We start from the raw sequence: 18,390 nt of genomic DNA on the forward strand, positions 1-18,390 counted from the left end.
GCTCAGAAGGTCTCCCAGTCGTCGTCGGACGCGCCGGCCGCGGCAGGCACCGGCTTGTCGCCGGCGAGCGCAGGCCGCACGAGCGCGGGCTTGGCCGCAGGCGCGGCCGGTGTGGCCGGCTTCGCAAGGCGCGGCGCGTAGCCGGCCGCGGCCGGCGCCGCGTGGCCCGCGTCCTTCGGTGCGCGCGGCTGGCGGTCGGCCGGCGCGCGGGACGCACGTTCGGCCGTCCCCTTCGATTCTCCGCCCACGGCTGCCGAACGCTTCGCCGGCGTCGGCAACGCTTCCGGCTTCGGCGCTGCACGGCCGGCGCCCTGCGCGAGCCTTGCCGGCGCGGCCGCGTGCGCGATGCCGCCGGCCACGCGCCAGCCGGACACGATCGCCTTCATCTGACGGGTCTGCTCCTCGAGCGACGCAGCCGCGGCCGCCGCCTGTTCGACGAGCGCCGCGTTCTGCTGCGTGACCGCGTCCATCTGGCCGACCGCGCGATTGACCTGCTCGATGCCCGTCGACTGCTCGTCCGACGCGGCGCTGATCTCGCCCATGATGTCGGTCACGCGGCGCACGGCCTGCACGATCTCGTCCATCGTCGTGCCCGCGCGCGCGACGAGCGCCGACCCGCTCTGTACCTTGTCGGCCGAATCGCCGATCAGCTGCTTGATTTCCTTGGCCGCCGCCGCGCTGCGCTGCGCGAGCGAACGCACCTCGCCCGCGACCACCGCGAAGCCGCGGCCCTGCTCGCCCGCGCGCGCCGCCTCGACGGCCGCGTTCAGCGCGAGGATGTTGGTCTGGAACGCGATGCCCTCGATCGTGCCGATGATGTCGACGACCTTGCCCGAGCTCGTCGCGATGTCCTGCATCGTCGCGACCACCTCGCCGACCACGTCGCCGCCCTGGGTCGCGATGTCCGACGCATTGACCGCGAGCTGGCTCGCCTGCCGCGCGTTCTCGGCGTTCTGCCGCACGGTGCCCGTCAGCTGCTCCATGCTCGACGCGGTTTCCTGCAGCGACGCGGCCTGCTCCTCGGTGCGTTGCGACAGGTCGGTGTTGCCGGTCGCGATCTCGCGCGCGCCGACGTCGATCGACTCGGTGCCGCGATGCATCGCCTGCACCATCGTCGTGACCGCTTCCTGCATCCGCTTGATGCCGCCGAACAGGCGGCCGATCTCGTTGCGGCTGAACACGTGCACGGGCGTCGTCAGGTCGCCGTCGGCGATCCGCTCGAAGTGCGCGACCGCGTCCTCGAGCGGCTGCACGATCAGCCCGCGCAGCGCGAAGCGGATCATGACCACGACGACGAACGCGAGCGCGATGCCGGCCGCGATCAGCGCGATCATCAGCGAGATCTGCGACTGCGACGCGTCCTGGCGCAGCTCCGCGCGCTTCTGCAGCGCGCCGACGACGGCCGCGGCCGACTGGTCGTACGCGACGAACATCGGGCTGATCTTCGTGTCCGCGATCGCGTGGTACGCGGCCATGTCGCCCGCGTGCGCGGCCGCGATCTCCGGCTCGACGCCTTCCTTCACGATCGTCGTGTAGCGCGCGGTGAGCTCGTCGACGAGCGCCTGGTCGATGCCGGACTTCGGCGTCGCCTGGAACGCCTGCCAGTTCTGGCCCGACTTCGCGAACAGTTCCTGCGTGCGCGCGAGCACCTTGGCCGCCTCGTCCGCGTTGCCGGCCTCGCTCAGCGAACGGAAGCGGTCGAGCGACACGCGGGCGCGCAGCAGGTACGCCGACGTGTCGTCGAGCGCATGGATCGCCGGCAGGTCGACGTGCGCGATCTCGTCGAGCGAGCGGCTCGCGTGATTGAGCGCGAAGAGGCCGAGCCCGCCGACCGCGGCGGCGAGAAACACGAGAATGAGTCCGACCGCCGTGAGCGTCGTGCGGATCGACCAGTTTTGCAGCATCGCAGGTTCTCCCGAATGTCCAGGCGCGCGCGCTTACGCGCCGAGCGTCTCGATCAGCGCCATTTCCCGGCTCGACATCAGCTTCTCGATGTCCATCAGGATCAGCATCCGGCCGTCGACCGTGCCGAGGCCCGTCAGGTACTCGGTCGTCAGCGTCGCGCCGAACTCCGGTGCGGGCATGATCTGGTCGGTCGACAGCGTCAGCACGTCCGACACGCCGTCGACCACCATCCCGACCACGCGGTTCGACACGTTCAGGATGATCACGACGGTCTGGTGGTCGTACTCGACGCGGCCGAGGTGGAACTTGATCCGCATGTCGACGATCGGCACGATGATCCCGCGCAGGTTGATCACGCCCTTGATGAAGTCGGGCGCGTTCGCGATGCGCGTGACGCTGTCGTAGCCGCGGATTTCCTGCACCTTCAGGATGTCGATCCCGTATTCCTCGTCGCCGAGCGTGAACACGAGGAATTCCTGACCCGTCGCATCGCCGTGCTCTGCGTCGCGGCGGCTCGTGGCCGCGTTCGCCGCGGCCGGATTGATCATTTGGACTTCAGCAGACACGTTTGCCCCCAATCGGTTGATGGCGAGAGTCAGAACATCGCGAGCGCGGCGCCCGCATGGGCGCCGTGCGTCGCACGGGTTTCGCGGTTCAGCGCCGCGACGTCGACGATCAATGCGACGCTGCCGTCGCCGAGAATCGTCGCCGCCGAGATGCCATGGACCTTGCGGTAGTTGGTTTCGAGATTCTTCACGACCACCTGCTGCTGGCCGACCAGCTCGTCGATCAGCATCGCGAAGCGGCGGCCCTCGGTTTCCATGATCGTGACGATCCCCTGGGTCGGATCGGTGCGCGCGTCGACCACCGAGAACACCTCGTGCAGCGCGACGAGCGGCAGATATTCGCCGCGCACGCGCACGACGCGCTCGCCGTTGCCGACCGTGTAGATGTCGTCGGCCGACGGCTGCAGCGACTCCATCACGAAGTTCAGCGGCAGGATGAAGATCTCGCCGCCGACCTTCACCGACATCCCGTCGAGGATCGCGAGCGTGAGCGGCAGCACGATGCGCGTCGTGGTGCCGCGGCCGGCCAGCGACGAGATCTCGACGTGGCCGCCCATCGACTGGATGTTGCGCTTCACGACGTCCATCCCGACGCCGCGGCCCGACACGTCGGTCACCGTCTCGGCGGTCGAGAAGCCCGGCGCGAAGATCAGCTGCCACACTTCGTCGTCGCTGATGGTGTCGGGAATCTGCATCCCCTGCTTGGCGGCCTTCGCGAGAATCCGCTCGCGGTTCAGGCCGCCGCCGTCGTCGCTGACCTCGATCACGATGTTGCCGCCGTGATGCGCGGCCGACAGCACGAGCTGGCCGACTGCGTCCTTGCCGGCCGCGAGCCGCTTGTCGACGGTCTCGATCCCGTGGTCGAGGCTGTTGCGCACGAGGTGCGTGAGCGGATCGATGATCCGCTCGATCAGGCTCTTGTCGAGTTCGGTCGCCTGGCCGAACGTGACGAGCTCGACCTGCTTGCCGAGCTTGCCGGCCAGATCGCGCACGAGGCGCGGGAAGCGGCTGAACACGTAGTCCATCGGCATCATCCGGATCGACATCACCGCTTCCTGCAGGTCGCGCGCGTTGCGTTCGAGCTGCGCCATGCCGTTGAACAGGCGATCGTGCAGCGCCGGATCGAACGCGCTCGCGGTCTCCGCGAGCATCGCCTGCGTGATCACGAGCTCGCCGACGAGGTTGATCAGCTGGTCGACCTTCTCGACGCCGACGCGGATCGAGCTGCCCTCGCCGCCCGATGCGGCCGCCGCCGGGCGCGCGCGCTTGTCGTCGTGGTGCGCCTGGGCGGCAGGCGCAGGATGTTCATGTGCAGCGGATGCGGGCTGCTCCGCTGCGGCGGCCGGGGAAAGGTTCGCCGCGGCGAAGGCTGGCTGCGGCGCAGCCGCTTGCGCAGCCGACGCAGGCTCGGCGGGCTGCGGCGCCGCGGACGGGGCCGGCCGGGCGGCCGGCTGCGCGGCTGCGGATGGCGCGGAGTCGGCCACCCCGGCCACCCGGGCCGTGTCGGCGTCCGCCTGCGCGGCGGGCGCGGCCGGCGCGGTGCCGTGGCCGATCGCGATCTGGCTTTCGTCGATCACGAAGCAGCACACCGCGACGATGTCGTCGGACGGCACGTCGGATTCGAGCCACAGCGTCAGCGCGCCGCCCGTGTCCTCGCGGCCGACGATGCGGCCGAGGTTGCCGAGCTCTTCGGTGAGCAGCGCCTGGTCCTTCGCGTCGACGCCGGTCAGCGTGATCTTCAGGTGCGGGCCGCCGGCGGCGCCGGACGGCGCGGCGGCCGGATGCGCGGCCTCGACCGCCTGCTCGACGACGTGATCGGGCACGAACGGATCGGCCGCAGCGACGGCGGGTGCGGCAGCCGGGACGATCGCCGGCGTGCTTGCGGCCGCTGCGGCCGGTGCAGCGGGTGCCGCCGCTGCCGTCGCAATGGCGGCCGGCTCGCCGCTCGCGGCCTTCAGCCGCTCGAGCTTCGCGCAGATCGCCGCGGCGGCCGCCGCGTCGGGCTCCGCGCTCGCGCGATAGTCCGCGAGCTGGTCGGACAGCACGTCCTTGGTTTCCAGGAACGCGTCGACCATCTCCTTCGTCAGCGTCAGCTCGTGGTTGCGCGCGCGGTCGAGCAGCGATTCGAGGATGTGGGTCGTATCGGTGAGCGCCGAGAAGCCGAACGTCGCGGCGCCGCCCTTGATCGAATGCGCGGCGCGGAAGATCGCGGCCAGATCCTCGGGATCGGGCGCGTCGACGTCCAAATTCAGCAGCAGCTGCTCCATCTGCGCGAGCAGCTCGTCCGCCTCGTCAAAAAACGTCTGGTAGAACTGAGTGATGTCGAGGGTCATGCCGGGTCACCGGATAAGGTCGTCGCGTTGTCAGTACGTGCCGGGCCGCCCCAGGCGTACTGGCGCGCCCCCACGGGGGGCAGCGTACGAAGTGAGCGTGGGGGCTGTTTCATGTCAGGATTCGGCCGACGCGGACAGCGTCGCGACCAGTTCGACCAGCACCGCCGGGTCGATCGGCTTCTCGATCCAGCCGGTCGCGCCCGCATCGCGCGCGGCGGCCTTGAATGCGTCGCTGCCCTCGGTCGTCAGCACGAGGATCGGCGTGTCCGCATACGCGGACAGCGCGCGCAGCGCGGCGATCACCTCGAGCCCGCTCTTCTTCGGCATGTGGTGGTCGGTCAGCACGAGGTCGTACGGCGCGGTGGCCGCCATGTCGAAGCCGGCTTCGCCGTCCGGCGCCACCGTCACGTCGTAGCCGGCCTGCGCGAGCGTCGCCTGCAGCAGCGCGCGCATGGTCGCGGAATCGTCGATGGCGAGAATGGTTCGGATCATGTCTGTCTCGGAAACGTCAGGGTCGGGGCGCCGAAGCCGGCACGGACACCGTCGCGGACACCGGCGTGGGCGCAGCGGACGCCGCCGGCGCCGCGCGCACCGCGGGCGCCGCGCCGCCGGCGATCTGCTGCGCGAGCTGCTTCGAGCCCGCGGCATCGGCCGACAGCGTGGTGGTCGTCGCGTCGTCGCGCATCAGCGCCTCTTCGGATTTGCGGTTCAGCACGATCACGCTGATCCGGCGGTTCTCCGGATCGAGCGGGTCGGCCTTGTTCAGGTTCTGCGTCGACGCGAGGCCGAGCACCCGCAGCACTTTCGCCTCGTCCATGCCGCCCGCGATCAGCTCGCGGCGCGACGCGTTCGCGCGGTCGGCCGACAGCTCCCAGTTGCTGTAGCCGCCTTCGCCGCCCGCGTATGGCACCGCGTCGGTGTGGCCCTGCACGATGATCCGGTTCGGCACGTCGTTGAGCGTCTTGCCGATCTCGCGCAGGATGTCGCGCATGTATGGCTCGACGTGGTCGCTCGACATCGCGAACATCGGCCGCTTCTGCGTATCGACGATCTCGATGCGCAGCCCCGTCAGCGTCGAATCGATGCGGATCTGCTGCTTGAACTGGCGCAGCGTCGGGTTCGCCTCGATCGCGGCCATCAGCTTGATCTGCAGGTCGTGCAGGCGCGCCTGCTCGCGGCGCTCGATCGCGCCTTGCGCCTGTGCCTGCGCGTCCTCGTCGTTCTTCTTCGCGATGCGGTCCGCGAGGCTCGTCTGCCCGTCGGTGCGGCGCGTCGTGCCGGCGTCGATGCTCGAGATGTCGCGCCCGCCGCCGTTGATGATGCTCGAGTCCTGCGCGCTGCGGTCGCCGCTGCCGAACAGCGCCGCCTTCAGCGGCGTGTTGAAGTATTCGGCGATCCCCTTCAGCTGCACGGGCGTCACGGCGCTCAGCAGCCACATCAGCAGGAAGAACGCCATCATCGCGGTCATGAAGTCCGCGTACGCGAGCTTCCATGCGCCGCCGTGGTGCCCCTTCTTCTGCGGGGCAACCCGTTTGACGACGATCGCGCGATCCTTGCTCTTGCTCATCGGGCGCTCCGCGTCACTTGGCCTTCACGCGGCGCACGTGCTCTTCGAGTTCCGAGAACGACGGACGCTCGGTCGAGTACAGCACCTTGCGGCCGAACTCGACCGCGATCGCGGGCGCGTAGCCGTTCAGGCTCGCGAGGATCGTCACCTTGATGCACTGGAACATCTTCGTCGACTCGGCGACGCGCTGCTCCGCGAGGCTCGCGAGCGGCCCGATCAGCCCGTACGACAGCAGGATGCCGAGGAACGTGCCGACGAGCGCCTGCGCGATCATCGCGCCGAGCACCGCGGGCGGCTTGTCGGCGGACGCCATCGTGTGCACGACGCCCATCACGGCCGCAACGATGCCGAACGCCGGCATCGCATCGCCGACCCGCATCAGCGCGTTCGCGGGGCCCTCGCCTTCCGCGTGGTGCGTCTCGATCTCCTCGTCCATCAGGCTTTCGATCTCGAACGCGTTCATGTTGCCGCCGACCATCAGGCGGAGGTAATCGGTCAGGAATTCGACGATGTGGCGGTCTGCGAGGATCTTCGGGTACTGCGTGAAGATCGGGCTCTTGTCCGGATCGTCGATGTCGGCCTCGAGCGTCAGCGTGCCTTCCTTGCGGGCCTTCGCGAGCAGCACGTACAGGAGCCCCATCAGCTCCATGTAGACGTCCTTCGTGTATTTCGAACCCTTGAAGAGCGTCGGCAGGACCCGCAGCGTCGCCTTGATGGTCTTGATGCCGTTGCCGAGGATGAACGCGCCCATCCCGGCCCCCGCGATCATCAGGATCTCGACCGGCTGGATCAATGCGCCCAGATGTCCGCCCGCCAGCGCATAGCCGCCGAAGACCGACAACAGCGTCACGAGTGTTCCCACGAAAATCAGCACTGCCTGTCCCTCACGAGTGACCGGCGGGGAGACCGCCGTTAAGTGGTTTACGGCAGTCGGCAGAAAAACTTTGGCTGCCGCGCGGCGGCGTGCGGGCCGTGTTTACCAGCAATCCGCGGCGGGCGGTGCGCGCCCGGCGGCGCCGGTTTCCAGCCTTCCGGACCCCGTCCGGCGGGGCTCAGACGGCGAGCGCCACCCGTTCGGCCTGCGCAGCGGCGGCCTTGCGCGTCTTGCCGGCGCGCGACGGCGGCTGGCACAGCCCGCAGACGAAACCTTGATGCGGATCATGCGCATGCGCGACGAAATGGCCGCCGCAGCGCGTGCACGACGTCAGCTGCAGCATCCCCGAATCGAAGAAGCGCACGAGCGTCCACGCACGCGTGAGGCTCAGCGCCGCCTCGTCGCCGGACAGGTTCACGTGCTCCAGGTAGAGCCGGTACGCCTTCACGATCGCCTGGATCGGCTCGCAGCGGCCGTGGCCCTGCATGAACCGGTAGATGTTGTAGAACAGCGACGAGTGGATGTTCGGCTGCCACGTCATGAACCAGTCGGTCGAGAACGGCAACATCCCCTTCGGCGGCGATACGCCCTTCAGTTCCTTGTACAGCTTGATCAGACGGTCCCGCGACAGGCTCGTCTCCGCCTCCAGCAGCTGCAGCCGGGCGCCCAGTTCGATCAGTTCGATGGCGAGCGTGATTTCCTTCACCTCGACCACGACGCTTTTGCTTGCCATAGTGATAGCCGTTCGCTTCTCGTTGCTTCGTATGGGAGTCGCCCGCGCGCGCGTCGCCCGGCGCATGCGCGCCGGGAAAAACGCAGGGCGGGACTGTCAGCGGACGCTTTCGACCGGCTGGCCGGCCATCAGGATCGCCGAATGGGCGTGCGCGACGACGGTGCTGCGGCCCTTGTCGGCGAGCGACGACAGCAGCGCGTGATCATCGAAACGGAAGCGGCACAGCATCTGGTTCGACGCGGCGAGCTTCACGGTCTGCGCGAGCGTCAGGTTGCCGAGCACATCGGCCAGTTCCTCGGAAATCCCCATGCGGAACATGCCCATCGCTTTGTCCTCGCGCAGCAGCCGCTGGGCGAGCAGGAGGTACGACAGGTTCACCTCTTTGATCTCACTGAGCATTTCGCTTGTAGCGCTCATGATTACCCCGTTAAGAGCTTTGGCCATTCATGTTATGAAAACGTTTGCTCGATCCGACGGCTCGTGGCGCGAAATCGGCACGTTTATAGTCTTACGGCAGGATTTTGGCCAAACGGGTTAAACGCCGGTATCAGCGAAATGGCGCGCGCCATGCAGGATTTGTCTGTAAACCGTGTAGGAATTTTTCCGACAAGGCAATTTGAAAGGCAGGCAGAGGAAGGGAAGTGACCGGATGTCGCAGAAGGCCGACAGGCGGGGCCGCCGGCGCGCGAATCGGTAAAAATTATAGAGGTTTTTCACGTGCGCGCAACAATAGTCGTGGTTAACCAATATTTTGTGTCCACACCCCTTTTGTCGGGGTTTTCGCGTATTTCATCGTGTAACAAGCCTTAAGTGTTTGAAAAAACACTCGAACCCCGCAGACCGATCCCGATAATGGACTCCAATGGGCGACGGCGCGACGCGTGTCGGCCGCCCCGCAGCTTGCCGTCCGGTGCCGGGCACCCCCGCCCGGCTCCCGGCCACGCACCGCCACACGCGTGCCTCGGCGAGTTCCGCCACTCAAGCAAAGGAGATCGCCCGATGCGAATTGCCCAGATCGCGCCGCTTTACGAAGCCGTCCCGCCGAAACTCTACGGTGGCACCGAGCGTGTCGTGTCCTACCTCACCGAAGCGCTGGTCGAGCTCGGCCACGACGTCACGCTGTTCGCCAGCGGCGACTCGGTCACGTCCGCCCGCCTCGAGGCGGCCTGGCCGCGCGCGCTGCGGCTCGATCCGTCGATTCGCGATGCGATGGCGCCCCATATGCGCCTGCTCGAACAGGTCGCGCGCGTCGCGCATGAATACGACGTGCTGCACTTCCACCTCGACTACCTGCCGTTCCCGCTGATGTCGCGCCTCGACACGCCATTCGTGACGACGCTGCACGGGCGGCTCGACCTGCCCGAGCTGCAGCCGGTGTTCAACGCGTTCCCCGACGCGCCCGTCGTGTCGATCTCCAATTCGCAGCGCAAGCCGCTGCCGCAGGCCGCGTGGGCCGGCACCGTGTATCACGGGCTGCCTGGCACGCTGCTCACGCCGCAACCGGGCGTGAAACCCGAGTACCTCGCATTCCTCGGCCGGATCTGCCCGGAAAAGCGCGTCGACACCGCGATCCGGATCGCCGCGCAAAGCGGGCTGCCGCTCAAGATCGCCGCGAAGGTCGACAAGGCCGACGCCGACTATTTCAAGGAAGAGATCGAGCCGCTGCTCGGCGAGGCGCACGTCGAATTCATCGGCGAGATCAACGAGGCGCAGAAGCCCGCGTTCCTGTCCGGCGCGAAGGCGCTGCTGTTCCCGATCGACTGGCCGGAGCCGTTCGGCCTCGTGATGATCGAGGCGATGGCGTGCGGCACGCCGGTCGTCGCGTTCAACCGCGGCTCGGTGCCGGAAGTGATCGAGGACGGCGTGACGGGCTTCATCGTCGAGGACGTGCAGGGCGCGGTCGGCGCGCTGCACCGGATCGACAGCCTGTCGCGCGACGCGATCCGCGCGCGGTTCGATACCCGTTTCAGCGCGACGGCGATGGCGCAGCGCTATGTCGAAACCTACGCAAACCTTTGCGCGGCGACGAAACAGCCGGCATTGCGCCGGGTCGCGGCCGGCTGACGCCGGAAATTCGCCCGAAATCGGGCCGCAAATTGCCCGCCGAAATCGGCGCGCAATACGAAAGAGCCGCATCGTCAATGCGGCTCTTTCGCATTTGGCCAAACGCTTATTCGATCAGAAAACGGTCGCGGTTTTTGCCGACGATCCAATTCGGCGGCTTGCCGCGGCCACTCCACGTGGCGCCCGACTTCGGGTCGCGGTATTTCGCCGGCAGCGGCGCCTTTTTCGGCGGGCGGCCCCGCCGGGCGCGCTCGGCGAATCCCAGATCCTGGGCAGTCAGCCCGTATTCGGCAATCATCCGCTGGACATCCGCGATCACGGCTTCGACTTCCTGACGACGCACGTCTTCAGCCTGGGCCTGCAAATCGGCGATCTGCGCCTTGAGTTTCGCGTATTGAGACATTTTCGGCTCCCTGTTTCATGATGCGGCCCCGGCAATTCCAGCCTAGACACAAAGCATCCGTTACGCAATCCGCACTGCCACCGTACCTGTTGAAATTAATGATCGTATTTTTAACCGAAACGGCTATATCGTGAATGCGGACTTATTCTAATAAAAGCCGTTCGGCCGCCATTGAAATTTAACAATCGTTGACTCTCTCGCCCCCGATTCATTTCCTATAATCCAGACCAATTCGGGGGCGGTCTAAATCATGAGCCGTCCGTCGTTCCCCCACTCCACTTCCTGCGGGATTGCTTCATGAACCTTTCTCAGCGGCTTGCGGCCGAGGTATTCGGCACGTTCTGGCTGGTGCTCGGCGGATGCGGCAGCGCCGTGCTGGCAGCGGCCTTTCCGGGCCTCGGCATCGGCTTTGCCGGCGTGGCGCTCGCGTTCGGCCTGACCGTGCTGACGATGGCATTTGCGATCGGTCATATTTCGGGGTGTCATCTGAATCCGGCGGTGAGCGTCGGCCTGACGGTCGCCGGCCGCTTCCCGGCGCGCGACCTCGTGCCGTATATCGTCGCGCAAGTCGTCGGTGCGACGATCGGCGCGTTCGTGCTGTACCTGATCGCGACCGGCAAGCCCGGTTTCGACGTCGTCGGCAGCGGCTTCGCGACGAACGGCTTCGGCGAGCGCTCGCCCGGCCACTACGCGCTCGGCGCGGCGTTCATCTGCGAAGTCGTGATGACCGCGTTCTTCCTGTTCGTGATCCTCGGCGCGACCGACAAGCGCGCGCCGGCCGGCTTCGCGCCGATCGCGATCGGCCTGTGCCTGACGCTGATCCACCTGATTTCGATCCCGGTCACCAACACGTCGGTGAACCCGGCCCGCTCGACCGGCCCGGCACTGTTCGTCGGCGGCGAGGCGATCGGGCAGCTCTGGCTGTTCTGGGTCGCGCCGATCATCGGCGCGGCGATCGCCGGGGTCATCTATCCGCTGGTCGCAGGGCGCGACAACGCTCTCGACCTGCCGCCGTCGGTATCCGCTCGCACAAGCGAATAAAACGTTACGGGGTCAAGCGAGCAGGAGCAGCGAGCCTCACGCTGTCGAACAAAAGCGAGGCAGGCAGTTTCAACGGGCGCCGTCGGCGCCCGTTTTTCATTCAGTGCGCGGCGGCGGCGCCGTCGAGCGCGAACAGCGTACGCAGGTGCCGTGCGACGCCCGCGTCGAAGTTGTTGCCGATCCGCGGGATGTGCGGCAGGCGGGCAATCAGGTCCGGATTCGCGTTGTTCATCATGAACGCGTGGCCGGCAGTCTCGAGCAGGTCGATGTCGTTCATGTTGTCGCCGAACGCGATGCAGTGGCCGGTCACGACGCCGAGCCGCCCGAGCACCGCGCGCAACGCCCGGCCCTTCGACACGTTCGCGGCCATCACCTCGAGGCAGTCGGGCAGCGAGTACGTGACATACAGCTGGTCGCCAAATTGCGCATGCAACCGTTCGGAGACCCCCGCCAGGTCCGCCGGATCGCCGATGTACAGCACCTTCGCGATGTCGGCTCCGGTGTGCGCGACCATGTCGATCACGTCGTAGCGGAAGCCCGAATCCTGGTGAAACTCGAGCAGGTGCGGCGCGTCGCGGTCGATCAGCCAGTGCCGGTCGGCAAACAGGTTCACGATCACGCGGCCGTGCGTGCCCGCGACTTCCGGTTGCACGAGACGGCGGACGATCGCGGGATCGATGTCCTGCGCATGGATCGTCGTGTCGTCGGGCGCATGCACGCGCGCACCGTTCGACGTGATCAGGTACGGGCGGATGCCGAGCACGTCGCGGATGCCCGCGACGTCCGCGTAGTGGCGCCCCGTCGCGATGACGAACTGCAGGCCGTCGCGGTCGAGACGGCGGACGGTCTCGATCGTGAACGGGTCGAGCTGGTGATCGCTGTTCAGCAGCGTGCCGTCGAGATCGGTGGCGATGACTTTGTACATGGGACGGGATAGGCGCGGGTGGCTCTGCGGAACCGATATTCTAGCGTCGCGTTCCGGTGCGCGTCGGCCAGTTGTCAGGTTCCAGGCCATACCTGCGTCGTACCCGCGTCGTACCTGCGTCACACCCGCGCCACACCCGCGCCGCACCTCGCCAATCAACCGCGCCGGGCCGCCTCCAGCGCCAGCCTGAGCGCACCGTGTGCGGAATCCTCGAGCGGCGCGCGCAGCCGCGCGGCGTGACGCGCGGGCACGACCGGCGCCAGCGCATCGGCGAGCCCGCCGCACAGCGCGACCGGCAGCACGCGCTGCGGATCGAGCGCATCGATCATCTTGCCGATCTCGTCGCCTGCCTGCGCGATCAGCGCCGCCGCGTACGGATGCGCGCGATGCGCGAAGACGAGCGGCGCGAGGCGCGCATAGGCGGTCTGGTTCGCGTTGCATGACCATTCGACGAGCGCGTCTCGATCGTCCGCGCCGATCTCGGCGAGCAGCGCGCCGGCAAACGCGTCGCGCGGCGCACGCCCGTCGAGCGCCTGCTGCGCATACGCGAGCGCGCGCATGCCGAGCCACGCGCCGCTCGCTTCGTCGCCCGACGGAAAACCGAAACCGCCCGCGATCCGGCACACGCCTGCCGCGTCCAGCGCCGCCGCGATGCTGCCGGTGCCGAGCGCGACGATGAGCCCCGGCGCGCCGCCGTGCGCGCCGACCACCGTCGTATACGCATCGCTTTCGACCGTCAGCGCCGCAAGCGGCGCCTGCGCGCGGAATTCAGCGAGCCACCCCGCGTTGTTGACGCCCGCGAGCCCGCACGCGAGCGCGCAATGCGTCCAGTCGAGCGCGAGCCCCGCTTGCGTAAATGCGTCCGCGCATGCCACGCCGATCGAGGCCCACGCGCGCTCGATGCCGAGCCCGAGCCCCGACGGGCCGCCGCGCCCCAGCGCAAGCTCGCGGCCCTGCCGATCCGCCAGCACCGCGCGGGTGCCCGTGCCGCCGCCGTCGATGCCGATCGCAAAAAGTATTTCCGTCATGCGTTGATCCTGCCGATTCGAACAGGCGCCAAGCTTAACCGGATCGGCGCCGCGCGCCCATCTGCCGTTCGGCCGGCTTTGCCGCCCCGGGGGCTTCCGCTATGCTGGCGCGATCGAACCGAAACGGGAAGCGAGGCGAACGATGTCGCAGCGGTGCAACTGGGTGAAGACGGAAGCGGACGCGCACTATCACGATACGGAATGGGGCGTGCCGTCGCACGACGATCGCCACCTGTTCGAGATGCTGATCCTCGAAGGCGCGCAGGCCGGGCTGTCGTGGTCGACGATCCTGAACAAGCGGGCCGGCTACCGCGCGGCGTTCGCCGATTTCGACGTCGACGCGGTCGCGCGCTTCACGCCGAAGCGCATCGAGAAGCTGCTGGCGGATCCCGGCATCGTGCGCAACCGCGCGAAAGTGGAGGCCGCGGTGACCAACGCGCGCGCCGTGCAGAAAATTCGCGACGAACACGGCTCGCTCGCGCAGTTCCTGTGGTCGTTCGTCGCGCACGTGCCGGTCCAGAACGCTTGGCAGTCGTATCGCGACGCGCCCGCGTCGACCGAGCAGTCCGACGCGCTCAGCAAGGCGCTGAAGGCGTACGGCTGCAAGTTCGTCGGCTCGACGATCTGCTATGCGCTGATGCAGGCGACCGGCATGGTGAACGACCACGAAGTCGGCTGTCCGTGCCACGCGAAGTGCGCGGCGCTGGGCGGCAAGCAAGCGGCGCGGGCGCACAACGCGGGTTAATTTCCCGCCCCCTCCAAAATCCCGTCCCCAAAAGCAAAACGGCGGAGCGGCTTCTTTCGAAGCACGCTCCGCCGTTTCGCGGCGAACCGGGGAAGCTTAGTGGAGCTTCTTCGGCAGCATCTGGCTGCGCAGACGCTTGTGCAGGCGCTTCACAGCAGCTGCCTTCTTGCGCTTGCGAACAGCGGTCGGCTTTTCGTACGACTGGCGCTCACGCAGCTCAGCGATCAGGCCATTTTTTTCGATAGCGCGACGAAAGCGGCGAATCGCCACTTCGAACGGCTCGTTTTCTTTCAGAAGAATCGTCGTCATGTCGTTCCTAAATTGCTTAAACGGTCAAAAACGTAGCGGCCAAGCGCCACGCACCGGCCATCCGGGCGTCCCCACAACAGGCGAAACGAGCGGAAATGCGGCCTCGGAGGCCGGAAAAGAGAGGCGGAAAGCACCGCGATTACGCTTCACAAGCCGCGTGCAGCGCCGCGTTTGACTGCCAGCAGACATGCCGAGAACGGCAAGGGCGTGACAGAAATCTCAATTCAGCCCACCATCATATCAGGTAAACATCGGTTCGCCTACCGGTTTACCACTTTTCCGTCGCAATCGCGCGTCGAGCGGGCTGTCAGCCCCGGCTGGCCTGGTACTGCGCCGATTTGGCCCTGAAGCAGAAAAATCGGGCCGAATCTCCGATACGCCCTCAAGTTTTGTTGTGGACCGCCGAAATCCTGCTCTGAGGCGGCCAGCAATGAACGAGTGCTTCCGCCGACGCCGATATGGCATTTAAGGGTCAAGGGCGTCCTGCCTACCTACTCAGGAGATTTTTCCATGCTCGGAATCAATAGCAACATCAACTCGCTGGTCGCGCAGCAGAACCTCACTGGCTCGCAGAGCGCCCTGTCGCAAGCCATCACCCGCCTGTCGTCGGGCAAGCGCATCAACAGCGCAGCGGACGACGCGGCCGGTCTCGCGATTTCGACGGGCCTGCAAACGCAGATCAACGGCCTGAACCAAGGCGTGTCGAACGCAAACGACGCAGTTTCGATGATCCAGACGGCATCGAGCGGCCTCTCGCAAATCACGTCGAGCCTGCAACGTATCCGCCAACTGGCCGTGCAGGCATCGAGCGGCGCGCTGTCGTCGAGCGACCGTTCGGCACTGCAGACCGAAGTCTCGCAGCAGATCGCGGAAGTCAACCGCGTTGCGTCGCAAACGACCTATAACGGCAAGAACGTGCTGGACGGTTCCGCAGGCAAGATCAACTTCCAGATCGGCGCAAACGTCGGCCAGACGCTGACGCTCGACATGTCGCACAACCTGTCGGCGGCCTCCACCGGGATGGGTGGCGGCAACGCGGCGGTGGGCACGGTTCTCGGCACAATCACGAATCTGAGCGGCCTTGGGGCGACCAACGGCGGCAGCACGATCACGTCGCTCAATGTGGTCGCCGACGGCACCGGCGGCTTTACGTTTACGGATCAGAACAACAACGCGATCGCCTCCGGGGCCAGCGGTGTTCTTACACAGGTGTTCGGTGGCGTCACGGCCGCCAGCAACGCGAGCGGCGTCATGGAGGTGTCAAGCGCCAACGTCAGCGCGCTGTCGCTCGCGACTGCCGGCGCCCTGTCCACAATGGCAGCAAGCGATATCGCCACCGCGAATTCGCAGTTCGCCACCGTTACCGCCGACAACGCACCGCCGCTGGTCGCAAACATCAACATCAGCACGGCAAACGGCGCTAGCGCAGGGATGGAAGCAATCGACAACGCGCTCGCGACGGTGAACACCATCCAGGCGAACCTGGGCGCGGCGCAAAACCGCTTCACCGCCCTCTCCACGACGCAGCAAGCCCAGTCGACCGACCTGTCGAACGCGCAATCGCAGATCACGGACGCCAACTTCGCACAGGAAACGGCGAACCTGAGCAAGGCGCAGGTGTTGCAACAGGCCGGCATCTCGGTGCTGGCACAAGCGAACTCGCTGCCGCAGCAAGTGCTGAAGCTCCTGCAGTAACGACTTCGTGCAGTAGCGGCATACGCGCCTTTCGTTCGGCGCGTATGCCGAGCAGTCAGCGACGGGAGGCTTGCCTCCCTTGCTGCGTTTGAACGGCGCGCCATTGCGCCTGATCCACCGATGCACGGAGCCTCTCCATGTCAACGATCTCCTCGACGTCCTCCGCAACCACCGTCAATACGGCCGCAAGCACCACGGCAAGCACGAACGCTGCGCTCCAACAAGCCGCGCAGTCCATCATCAGCGGCTCGACGGGGAATTCGTCGATGGATGTTTCGTCATTGGTCACGGCGCTCGTCAATTCGAAGACTGCCGGCCAGGCGGCGGCATTGACCACGCAACAAACCTACGACAACACGCAACTCTCGGCGATCGGCACGCTGAAGTCAGCGCTGTCGGCACTGCAGGCCAGCCTGACCTCCCTGTCCAACGGCACGACCCTGTCACAGTACACCGCCACCCCGAGCGGCTCCGGGTTGACGGCAACCGCCGGCATCGGCGCGGTTGCAGGCTCCTATTCCGTCGGCGTCACGCAGGTCGCCGCTTCGCAGACGCTCACATCGGGTGCGTTCAACCCGTCCACGACACATCTCGGCGCCGGCACGCTGACACTGTCGCTGGGGGGCAGCTCGATGAACCTCACGATCGATTCGACGAACGATACGGTGAGCGGCATTGCGTCCGCGATCAATGCATCAAGCAGCAACCCCGGCGTAACCGCGACCGTCGTCACCGGCACGGACGGCGCCCACCTCGTGTTGCGCTCGTCCGCTACCGGCGCGTCGAATCTGATCAATATCTCGGTCAGTCAGACGACCACCACCGCCCTGTCGAACCTTGCGGTCACGTCGACGGCGGGAACGGGTTCGAGCGGCGCATCGACGATCAGCGCAACGGGCGACACCAGCTCCACGAATGCGTCCGGGAATATCGTCCTGACGACCGCTTCGGGCGCGACCGCATGGACGCAGACGACCGCCGGCCAGGACGCGAAGTTCACCATCGACGGAACCGCCGCGACCAGCTCCAGCAATTCGGTGACCTCAGCGCTCGCGGGCGTGACGCTCAACCTGACGGCCGCGGCAATCGGCTCCCCGGCAGGCACGCCGCAGACGTTGACGATCGCGTCGGATACCACGTCCCAAGCGACGGCGATCAACAACTTCGTGAGCCTGTACAACACGCTCGTCACCACGATGGGGACGCTGACCCAATACAGCCAATCGGGGAGCTCCGGTCCGATGCTCGGCGACTCGATGCTGAACACCATCCAGAACACGCTCGCGACCGTCGTCAGCGGCGGCGTCAAGAACGGCTCGTCGATCTCGACGCTGGCATCGATCGGCATTACGCTACAGGCAGACGGCACGCTGCAGACGGACAGCAATGCGCTCAATACCGCACTGCAGAGCAATCCGGCGACAGTCGCATCGTTGTTCAACTCGACGAACGGCGTCGCCGCGCAGATGAATACGGACATCACGTCGTACCTGCAAACCGGCGGCCTCATCGATACCCGTACCACCGCGCTCAACAACGACCTCCAGAGTGTCGCCAAGCAACAGTCGTCGCTCAGCAGCTATATGGCACTGCTGACGAGTCAATATCAGGCGCAGTTCACGGCGCTCAATACGTTGATGGCGACGATGAACAACAACTCGCAATACCTGACGCAGCTGTTCGGCGGCACCAACAGTGCTGGCGCCCTCTCCACCAACAAGGGCTGATGCTGCAAACCGCGCCGCGCATCGCTCGAATGCAGCCACTTGAAAGGGACACAAGATGACCGAACATCGAGACGCCGGCGTCGACCAGGCCGCACTGCTGCAGTGCCTGCTCGACTTGACCGAGGCAATCCGCGATGCGTCGATGCTCGCCGACTGGCAACGCGCCGCGCAACTCGCCGAGCAGCGCTCCCCGCTGCTGAGCATGCTCAGCACGGAACAGACGCCCGCGAATCTCGACGTCATTCGCCGCATCCAGGCAATCGATGCGACCTTGATGGGAGACGCGACTGCGGCCAGACACGAACTGGAATGCGAGTATCGCGAAATGACCCGGCAAGTATCCGCAGCAAACCAGTACCATCGCGTCGCCATGCTATAAGGCCAAGGCGCCACCCGCTGCGCCAGATCCCCACCCTCCACCGCCGCGTCATGCGTTGAACTCGCCAGACGCGGCCAGCGAATGCCCGCTCGTTGC

At 66.6% G+C, this 18,390-nt stretch carries 18 protein-coding genes; 6 read left to right on the forward strand and 12 right to left on the reverse strand.

Going from position 1 to position 18,390, the window contains the following annotated elements; translation table 11 throughout:
• Positions 1–2 precede the first annotated feature (2 nt).
• The 8 genes from ACV229_RS04770 to flhD all read right to left on the reverse strand — a co-directional run bounded on the left by ACV229_RS04770 (position 3) and on the right by flhD (position 8,395).
• The gene (locus tag ACV229_RS04770; RefSeq protein ID WP_448081976.1) at positions 3–1,904 is read right to left on the reverse strand and encodes a methyl-accepting chemotaxis protein; all 1,902 of its coding nucleotides are present in this window, start codon (positions 1,902–1,904) and stop codon (positions 3–5) included.
• 33 nt (positions 1,905–1,937) lie between these two features.
• Positions 1,938–2,453, reverse strand: coding sequence for a chemotaxis protein CheW (cheW, locus tag ACV229_RS04775; RefSeq protein ID WP_448081977.1), 516 nt, complete (start codon positions 2,451–2,453; stop codon positions 1,938–1,940).
• A gap of 47 nt (positions 2,454–2,500) precedes the next feature.
• Complete coding sequence (cheA, locus tag ACV229_RS04780; RefSeq protein WP_448081978.1) at positions 2,501–4,804, reverse strand: chemotaxis protein CheA; 2,304 nt, start codon at positions 4,802–4,804, stop codon at positions 2,501–2,503.
• Between the two features lie 114 nt (positions 4,805–4,918).
• Entirely contained in the window at positions 4,919–5,296 is a 378-nt protein-coding gene (locus ACV229_RS04785; protein ID WP_448081979.1) for a response regulator, read from the reverse strand.
• Positions 5,297–5,312: 16 nt separating this feature from the next.
• A complete protein-coding gene (gene motB, locus ACV229_RS04790) occupies positions 5,313–6,371 on the reverse strand; it encodes a flagellar motor protein MotB (RefSeq protein WP_448081980.1) in 1,059 nt (352 codons plus the stop codon).
• A 13-nt stretch (positions 6,372–6,384) separates the two neighbouring features.
• On the reverse strand, positions 6,385–7,245 hold the full coding sequence (gene motA, locus ACV229_RS04795; protein WP_448081981.1) for a flagellar motor stator protein MotA: 861 nt from the start codon (positions 7,243–7,245) through the stop codon (positions 6,385–6,387).
• A 178-nt stretch (positions 7,246–7,423) separates the two neighbouring features.
• Complete coding sequence (flhC, locus tag ACV229_RS04800) at positions 7,424–7,978, reverse strand: flagellar transcriptional regulator FlhC (protein WP_448081982.1); 555 nt, start codon at positions 7,976–7,978, stop codon at positions 7,424–7,426.
• 96 nt (positions 7,979–8,074) lie between these two features.
• Positions 8,075–8,395 carry a flagellar transcriptional regulator FlhD gene (flhD, locus tag ACV229_RS04805; protein WP_448081983.1) on the reverse strand — a complete coding sequence of 107 codons (321 nt, stop codon included), beginning with the start codon at positions 8,393–8,395 and terminating at the stop codon, positions 8,075–8,077.
• Between the two features lie 582 nt (positions 8,396–8,977).
• On the opposite strand from flhD, the gene ACV229_RS04810 reads away from it, so the two are divergent.
• Positions 8,978–10,042, forward strand: coding sequence for a glycosyltransferase family 4 protein (locus ACV229_RS04810; RefSeq protein WP_448081984.1), 1,065 nt, complete (start codon positions 8,978–8,980; stop codon positions 10,040–10,042).
• Between the two features lie 106 nt (positions 10,043–10,148).
• Here the strand turns inward: ACV229_RS04810 and ACV229_RS04815 are convergent, their stop codons facing one another.
• Positions 10,149–10,445, reverse strand: coding sequence for an H-NS histone family protein (locus tag ACV229_RS04815; protein WP_448081985.1), 297 nt, complete (start codon positions 10,443–10,445; stop codon positions 10,149–10,151).
• 297 nt (positions 10,446–10,742) lie between these two features.
• Here ACV229_RS04815 and aqpZ point away from each other — a divergent pair, with 297 nt between their 5' ends.
• Positions 10,743–11,486 carry an aquaporin Z gene (aqpZ, locus tag ACV229_RS04820; protein ID WP_448081986.1) on the forward strand — a complete coding sequence of 248 codons (744 nt, stop codon included), beginning with the start codon at positions 10,743–10,745 and terminating at the stop codon, positions 11,484–11,486.
• 100 nt (positions 11,487–11,586) lie between these two features.
• Here aqpZ and ACV229_RS04825 read toward each other — a convergent pair whose 3' ends face one another.
• Both ACV229_RS04825 and ACV229_RS04830 read right to left on the reverse strand, forming a co-directional pair.
• Positions 11,587–12,411 (reverse strand): Cof-type HAD-IIB family hydrolase, encoded by an 825-nt coding sequence (locus tag ACV229_RS04825; protein WP_448081987.1) that lies wholly within the window; start codon positions 12,409–12,411, stop codon positions 11,587–11,589.
• A 155-nt stretch (positions 12,412–12,566) separates the two neighbouring features.
• Positions 12,567–13,439 carry a BadF/BadG/BcrA/BcrD ATPase family protein gene (locus tag ACV229_RS04830; protein WP_448081988.1) on the reverse strand — a complete coding sequence of 291 codons (873 nt, stop codon included), beginning with the start codon at positions 13,437–13,439 and terminating at the stop codon, positions 12,567–12,569.
• A gap of 142 nt (positions 13,440–13,581) precedes the next feature.
• Between ACV229_RS04830 and ACV229_RS04835 the strand changes: the two genes are divergently transcribed.
• On the forward strand, positions 13,582–14,184 hold the full coding sequence (locus ACV229_RS04835; protein WP_448081989.1) for a DNA-3-methyladenine glycosylase I: 603 nt from the start codon (positions 13,582–13,584) through the stop codon (positions 14,182–14,184).
• A gap of 96 nt (positions 14,185–14,280) precedes the next feature.
• Here ACV229_RS04835 and rpsU read toward each other — a convergent pair whose 3' ends face one another.
• Positions 14,281–14,493, reverse strand: coding sequence for a 30S ribosomal protein S21 (gene rpsU / locus ACV229_RS04840; RefSeq protein WP_006401410.1), 213 nt, complete (start codon positions 14,491–14,493; stop codon positions 14,281–14,283).
• Between the two features lie 510 nt (positions 14,494–15,003).
• Here rpsU and ACV229_RS04845 point away from each other — a divergent pair.
• The 3 genes from ACV229_RS04845 to ACV229_RS04855 all read left to right on the forward strand — a co-directional run bounded on the left by ACV229_RS04845 (position 15,004) and on the right by ACV229_RS04855 (position 18,294).
• Positions 15,004–16,188 carry a flagellin gene (locus ACV229_RS04845; protein WP_448082309.1) on the forward strand — a complete coding sequence of 395 codons (1,185 nt, stop codon included), beginning with the start codon at positions 15,004–15,006 and terminating at the stop codon, positions 16,186–16,188.
• 137 nt (positions 16,189–16,325) lie between these two features.
• Entirely contained in the window at positions 16,326–17,915 is a 1,590-nt protein-coding gene (gene fliD / locus ACV229_RS04850) for a flagellar filament capping protein FliD (RefSeq protein WP_448081990.1), read from the forward strand.
• A gap of 55 nt (positions 17,916–17,970) precedes the next feature.
• Positions 17,971–18,294 carry a flagellar protein FliT gene (locus ACV229_RS04855; RefSeq protein ID WP_448081991.1) on the forward strand — a complete coding sequence of 108 codons (324 nt, stop codon included), beginning with the start codon at positions 17,971–17,973 and terminating at the stop codon, positions 18,292–18,294.
• Positions 18,295–18,390 lie beyond the last annotated feature (96 nt).

This window comes from Burkholderia sp. MR1-5-21 (genome assembly GCF_053427715.1).

Bases quoted from the DNA above. Each gene is read 5' to 3' on its own strand.
- ACV229_RS04770 (WP_448081976.1), bottom strand. From the start codon at position 1,904: ATGCTGCAAAACTGGTCGATCCGCACGACGCTCACGGCGGTCGGACTC.
- cheW (WP_448081977.1), bottom strand. From the start codon at position 2,453: ATGATCAATCCGGCCGCGGCGAACGCGGCCACGAGCCGCCGCGACGCA.
- cheA (WP_448081978.1), bottom strand. From the start codon at position 4,804: ATGACCCTCGACATCACTCAGTTCTACCAGACGTTTTTTGACGAGGCG.
- ACV229_RS04785 (WP_448081979.1), bottom strand. From the start codon at position 5,296: ATGATCCGAACCATTCTCGCCATCGACGATTCCGCGACCATGCGCGCG.
- motB (WP_448081980.1), bottom strand. From the start codon at position 6,371: ATGAGCAAGAGCAAGGATCGCGCGATCGTCGTCAAACGGGTTGCCCCG.
- flhC (WP_448081982.1), bottom strand. From the start codon at position 7,978: ATGGCAAGCAAAAGCGTCGTGGTCGAGGTGAAGGAAATCACGCTCGCC.
- flhD (WP_448081983.1), bottom strand. From the start codon at position 8,395: ATGAGCGCTACAAGCGAAATGCTCAGTGAGATCAAAGAGGTGAACCTG.
- ACV229_RS04810 (WP_448081984.1), top strand. From the start codon at position 8,978: ATGCGAATTGCCCAGATCGCGCCGCTTTACGAAGCCGTCCCGCCGAAA.
- ACV229_RS04815 (WP_448081985.1), bottom strand. From the start codon at position 10,445: ATGTCTCAATACGCGAAACTCAAGGCGCAGATCGCCGATTTGCAGGCC.
- aqpZ (WP_448081986.1), top strand. From the start codon at position 10,743: ATGAACCTTTCTCAGCGGCTTGCGGCCGAGGTATTCGGCACGTTCTGG.
- ACV229_RS04825 (WP_448081987.1), bottom strand. From the start codon at position 12,411: ATGTACAAAGTCATCGCCACCGATCTCGACGGCACGCTGCTGAACAGC.
- ACV229_RS04830 (WP_448081988.1), bottom strand. From the start codon at position 13,439: ATGACGGAAATACTTTTTGCGATCGGCATCGACGGCGGCGGCACGGGC.
- ACV229_RS04835 (WP_448081989.1), top strand. From the start codon at position 13,582: ATGTCGCAGCGGTGCAACTGGGTGAAGACGGAAGCGGACGCGCACTAT.
- rpsU (WP_006401410.1), bottom strand. From the start codon at position 14,493: ATGACGACGATTCTTCTGAAAGAAAACGAGCCGTTCGAAGTGGCGATT.
- ACV229_RS04845 (WP_448082309.1), top strand. From the start codon at position 15,004: ATGCTCGGAATCAATAGCAACATCAACTCGCTGGTCGCGCAGCAGAAC.
- fliD (WP_448081990.1), top strand. From the start codon at position 16,326: ATGTCAACGATCTCCTCGACGTCCTCCGCAACCACCGTCAATACGGCC.
- ACV229_RS04855 (WP_448081991.1), top strand. From the start codon at position 17,971: ATGACCGAACATCGAGACGCCGGCGTCGACCAGGCCGCACTGCTGCAG.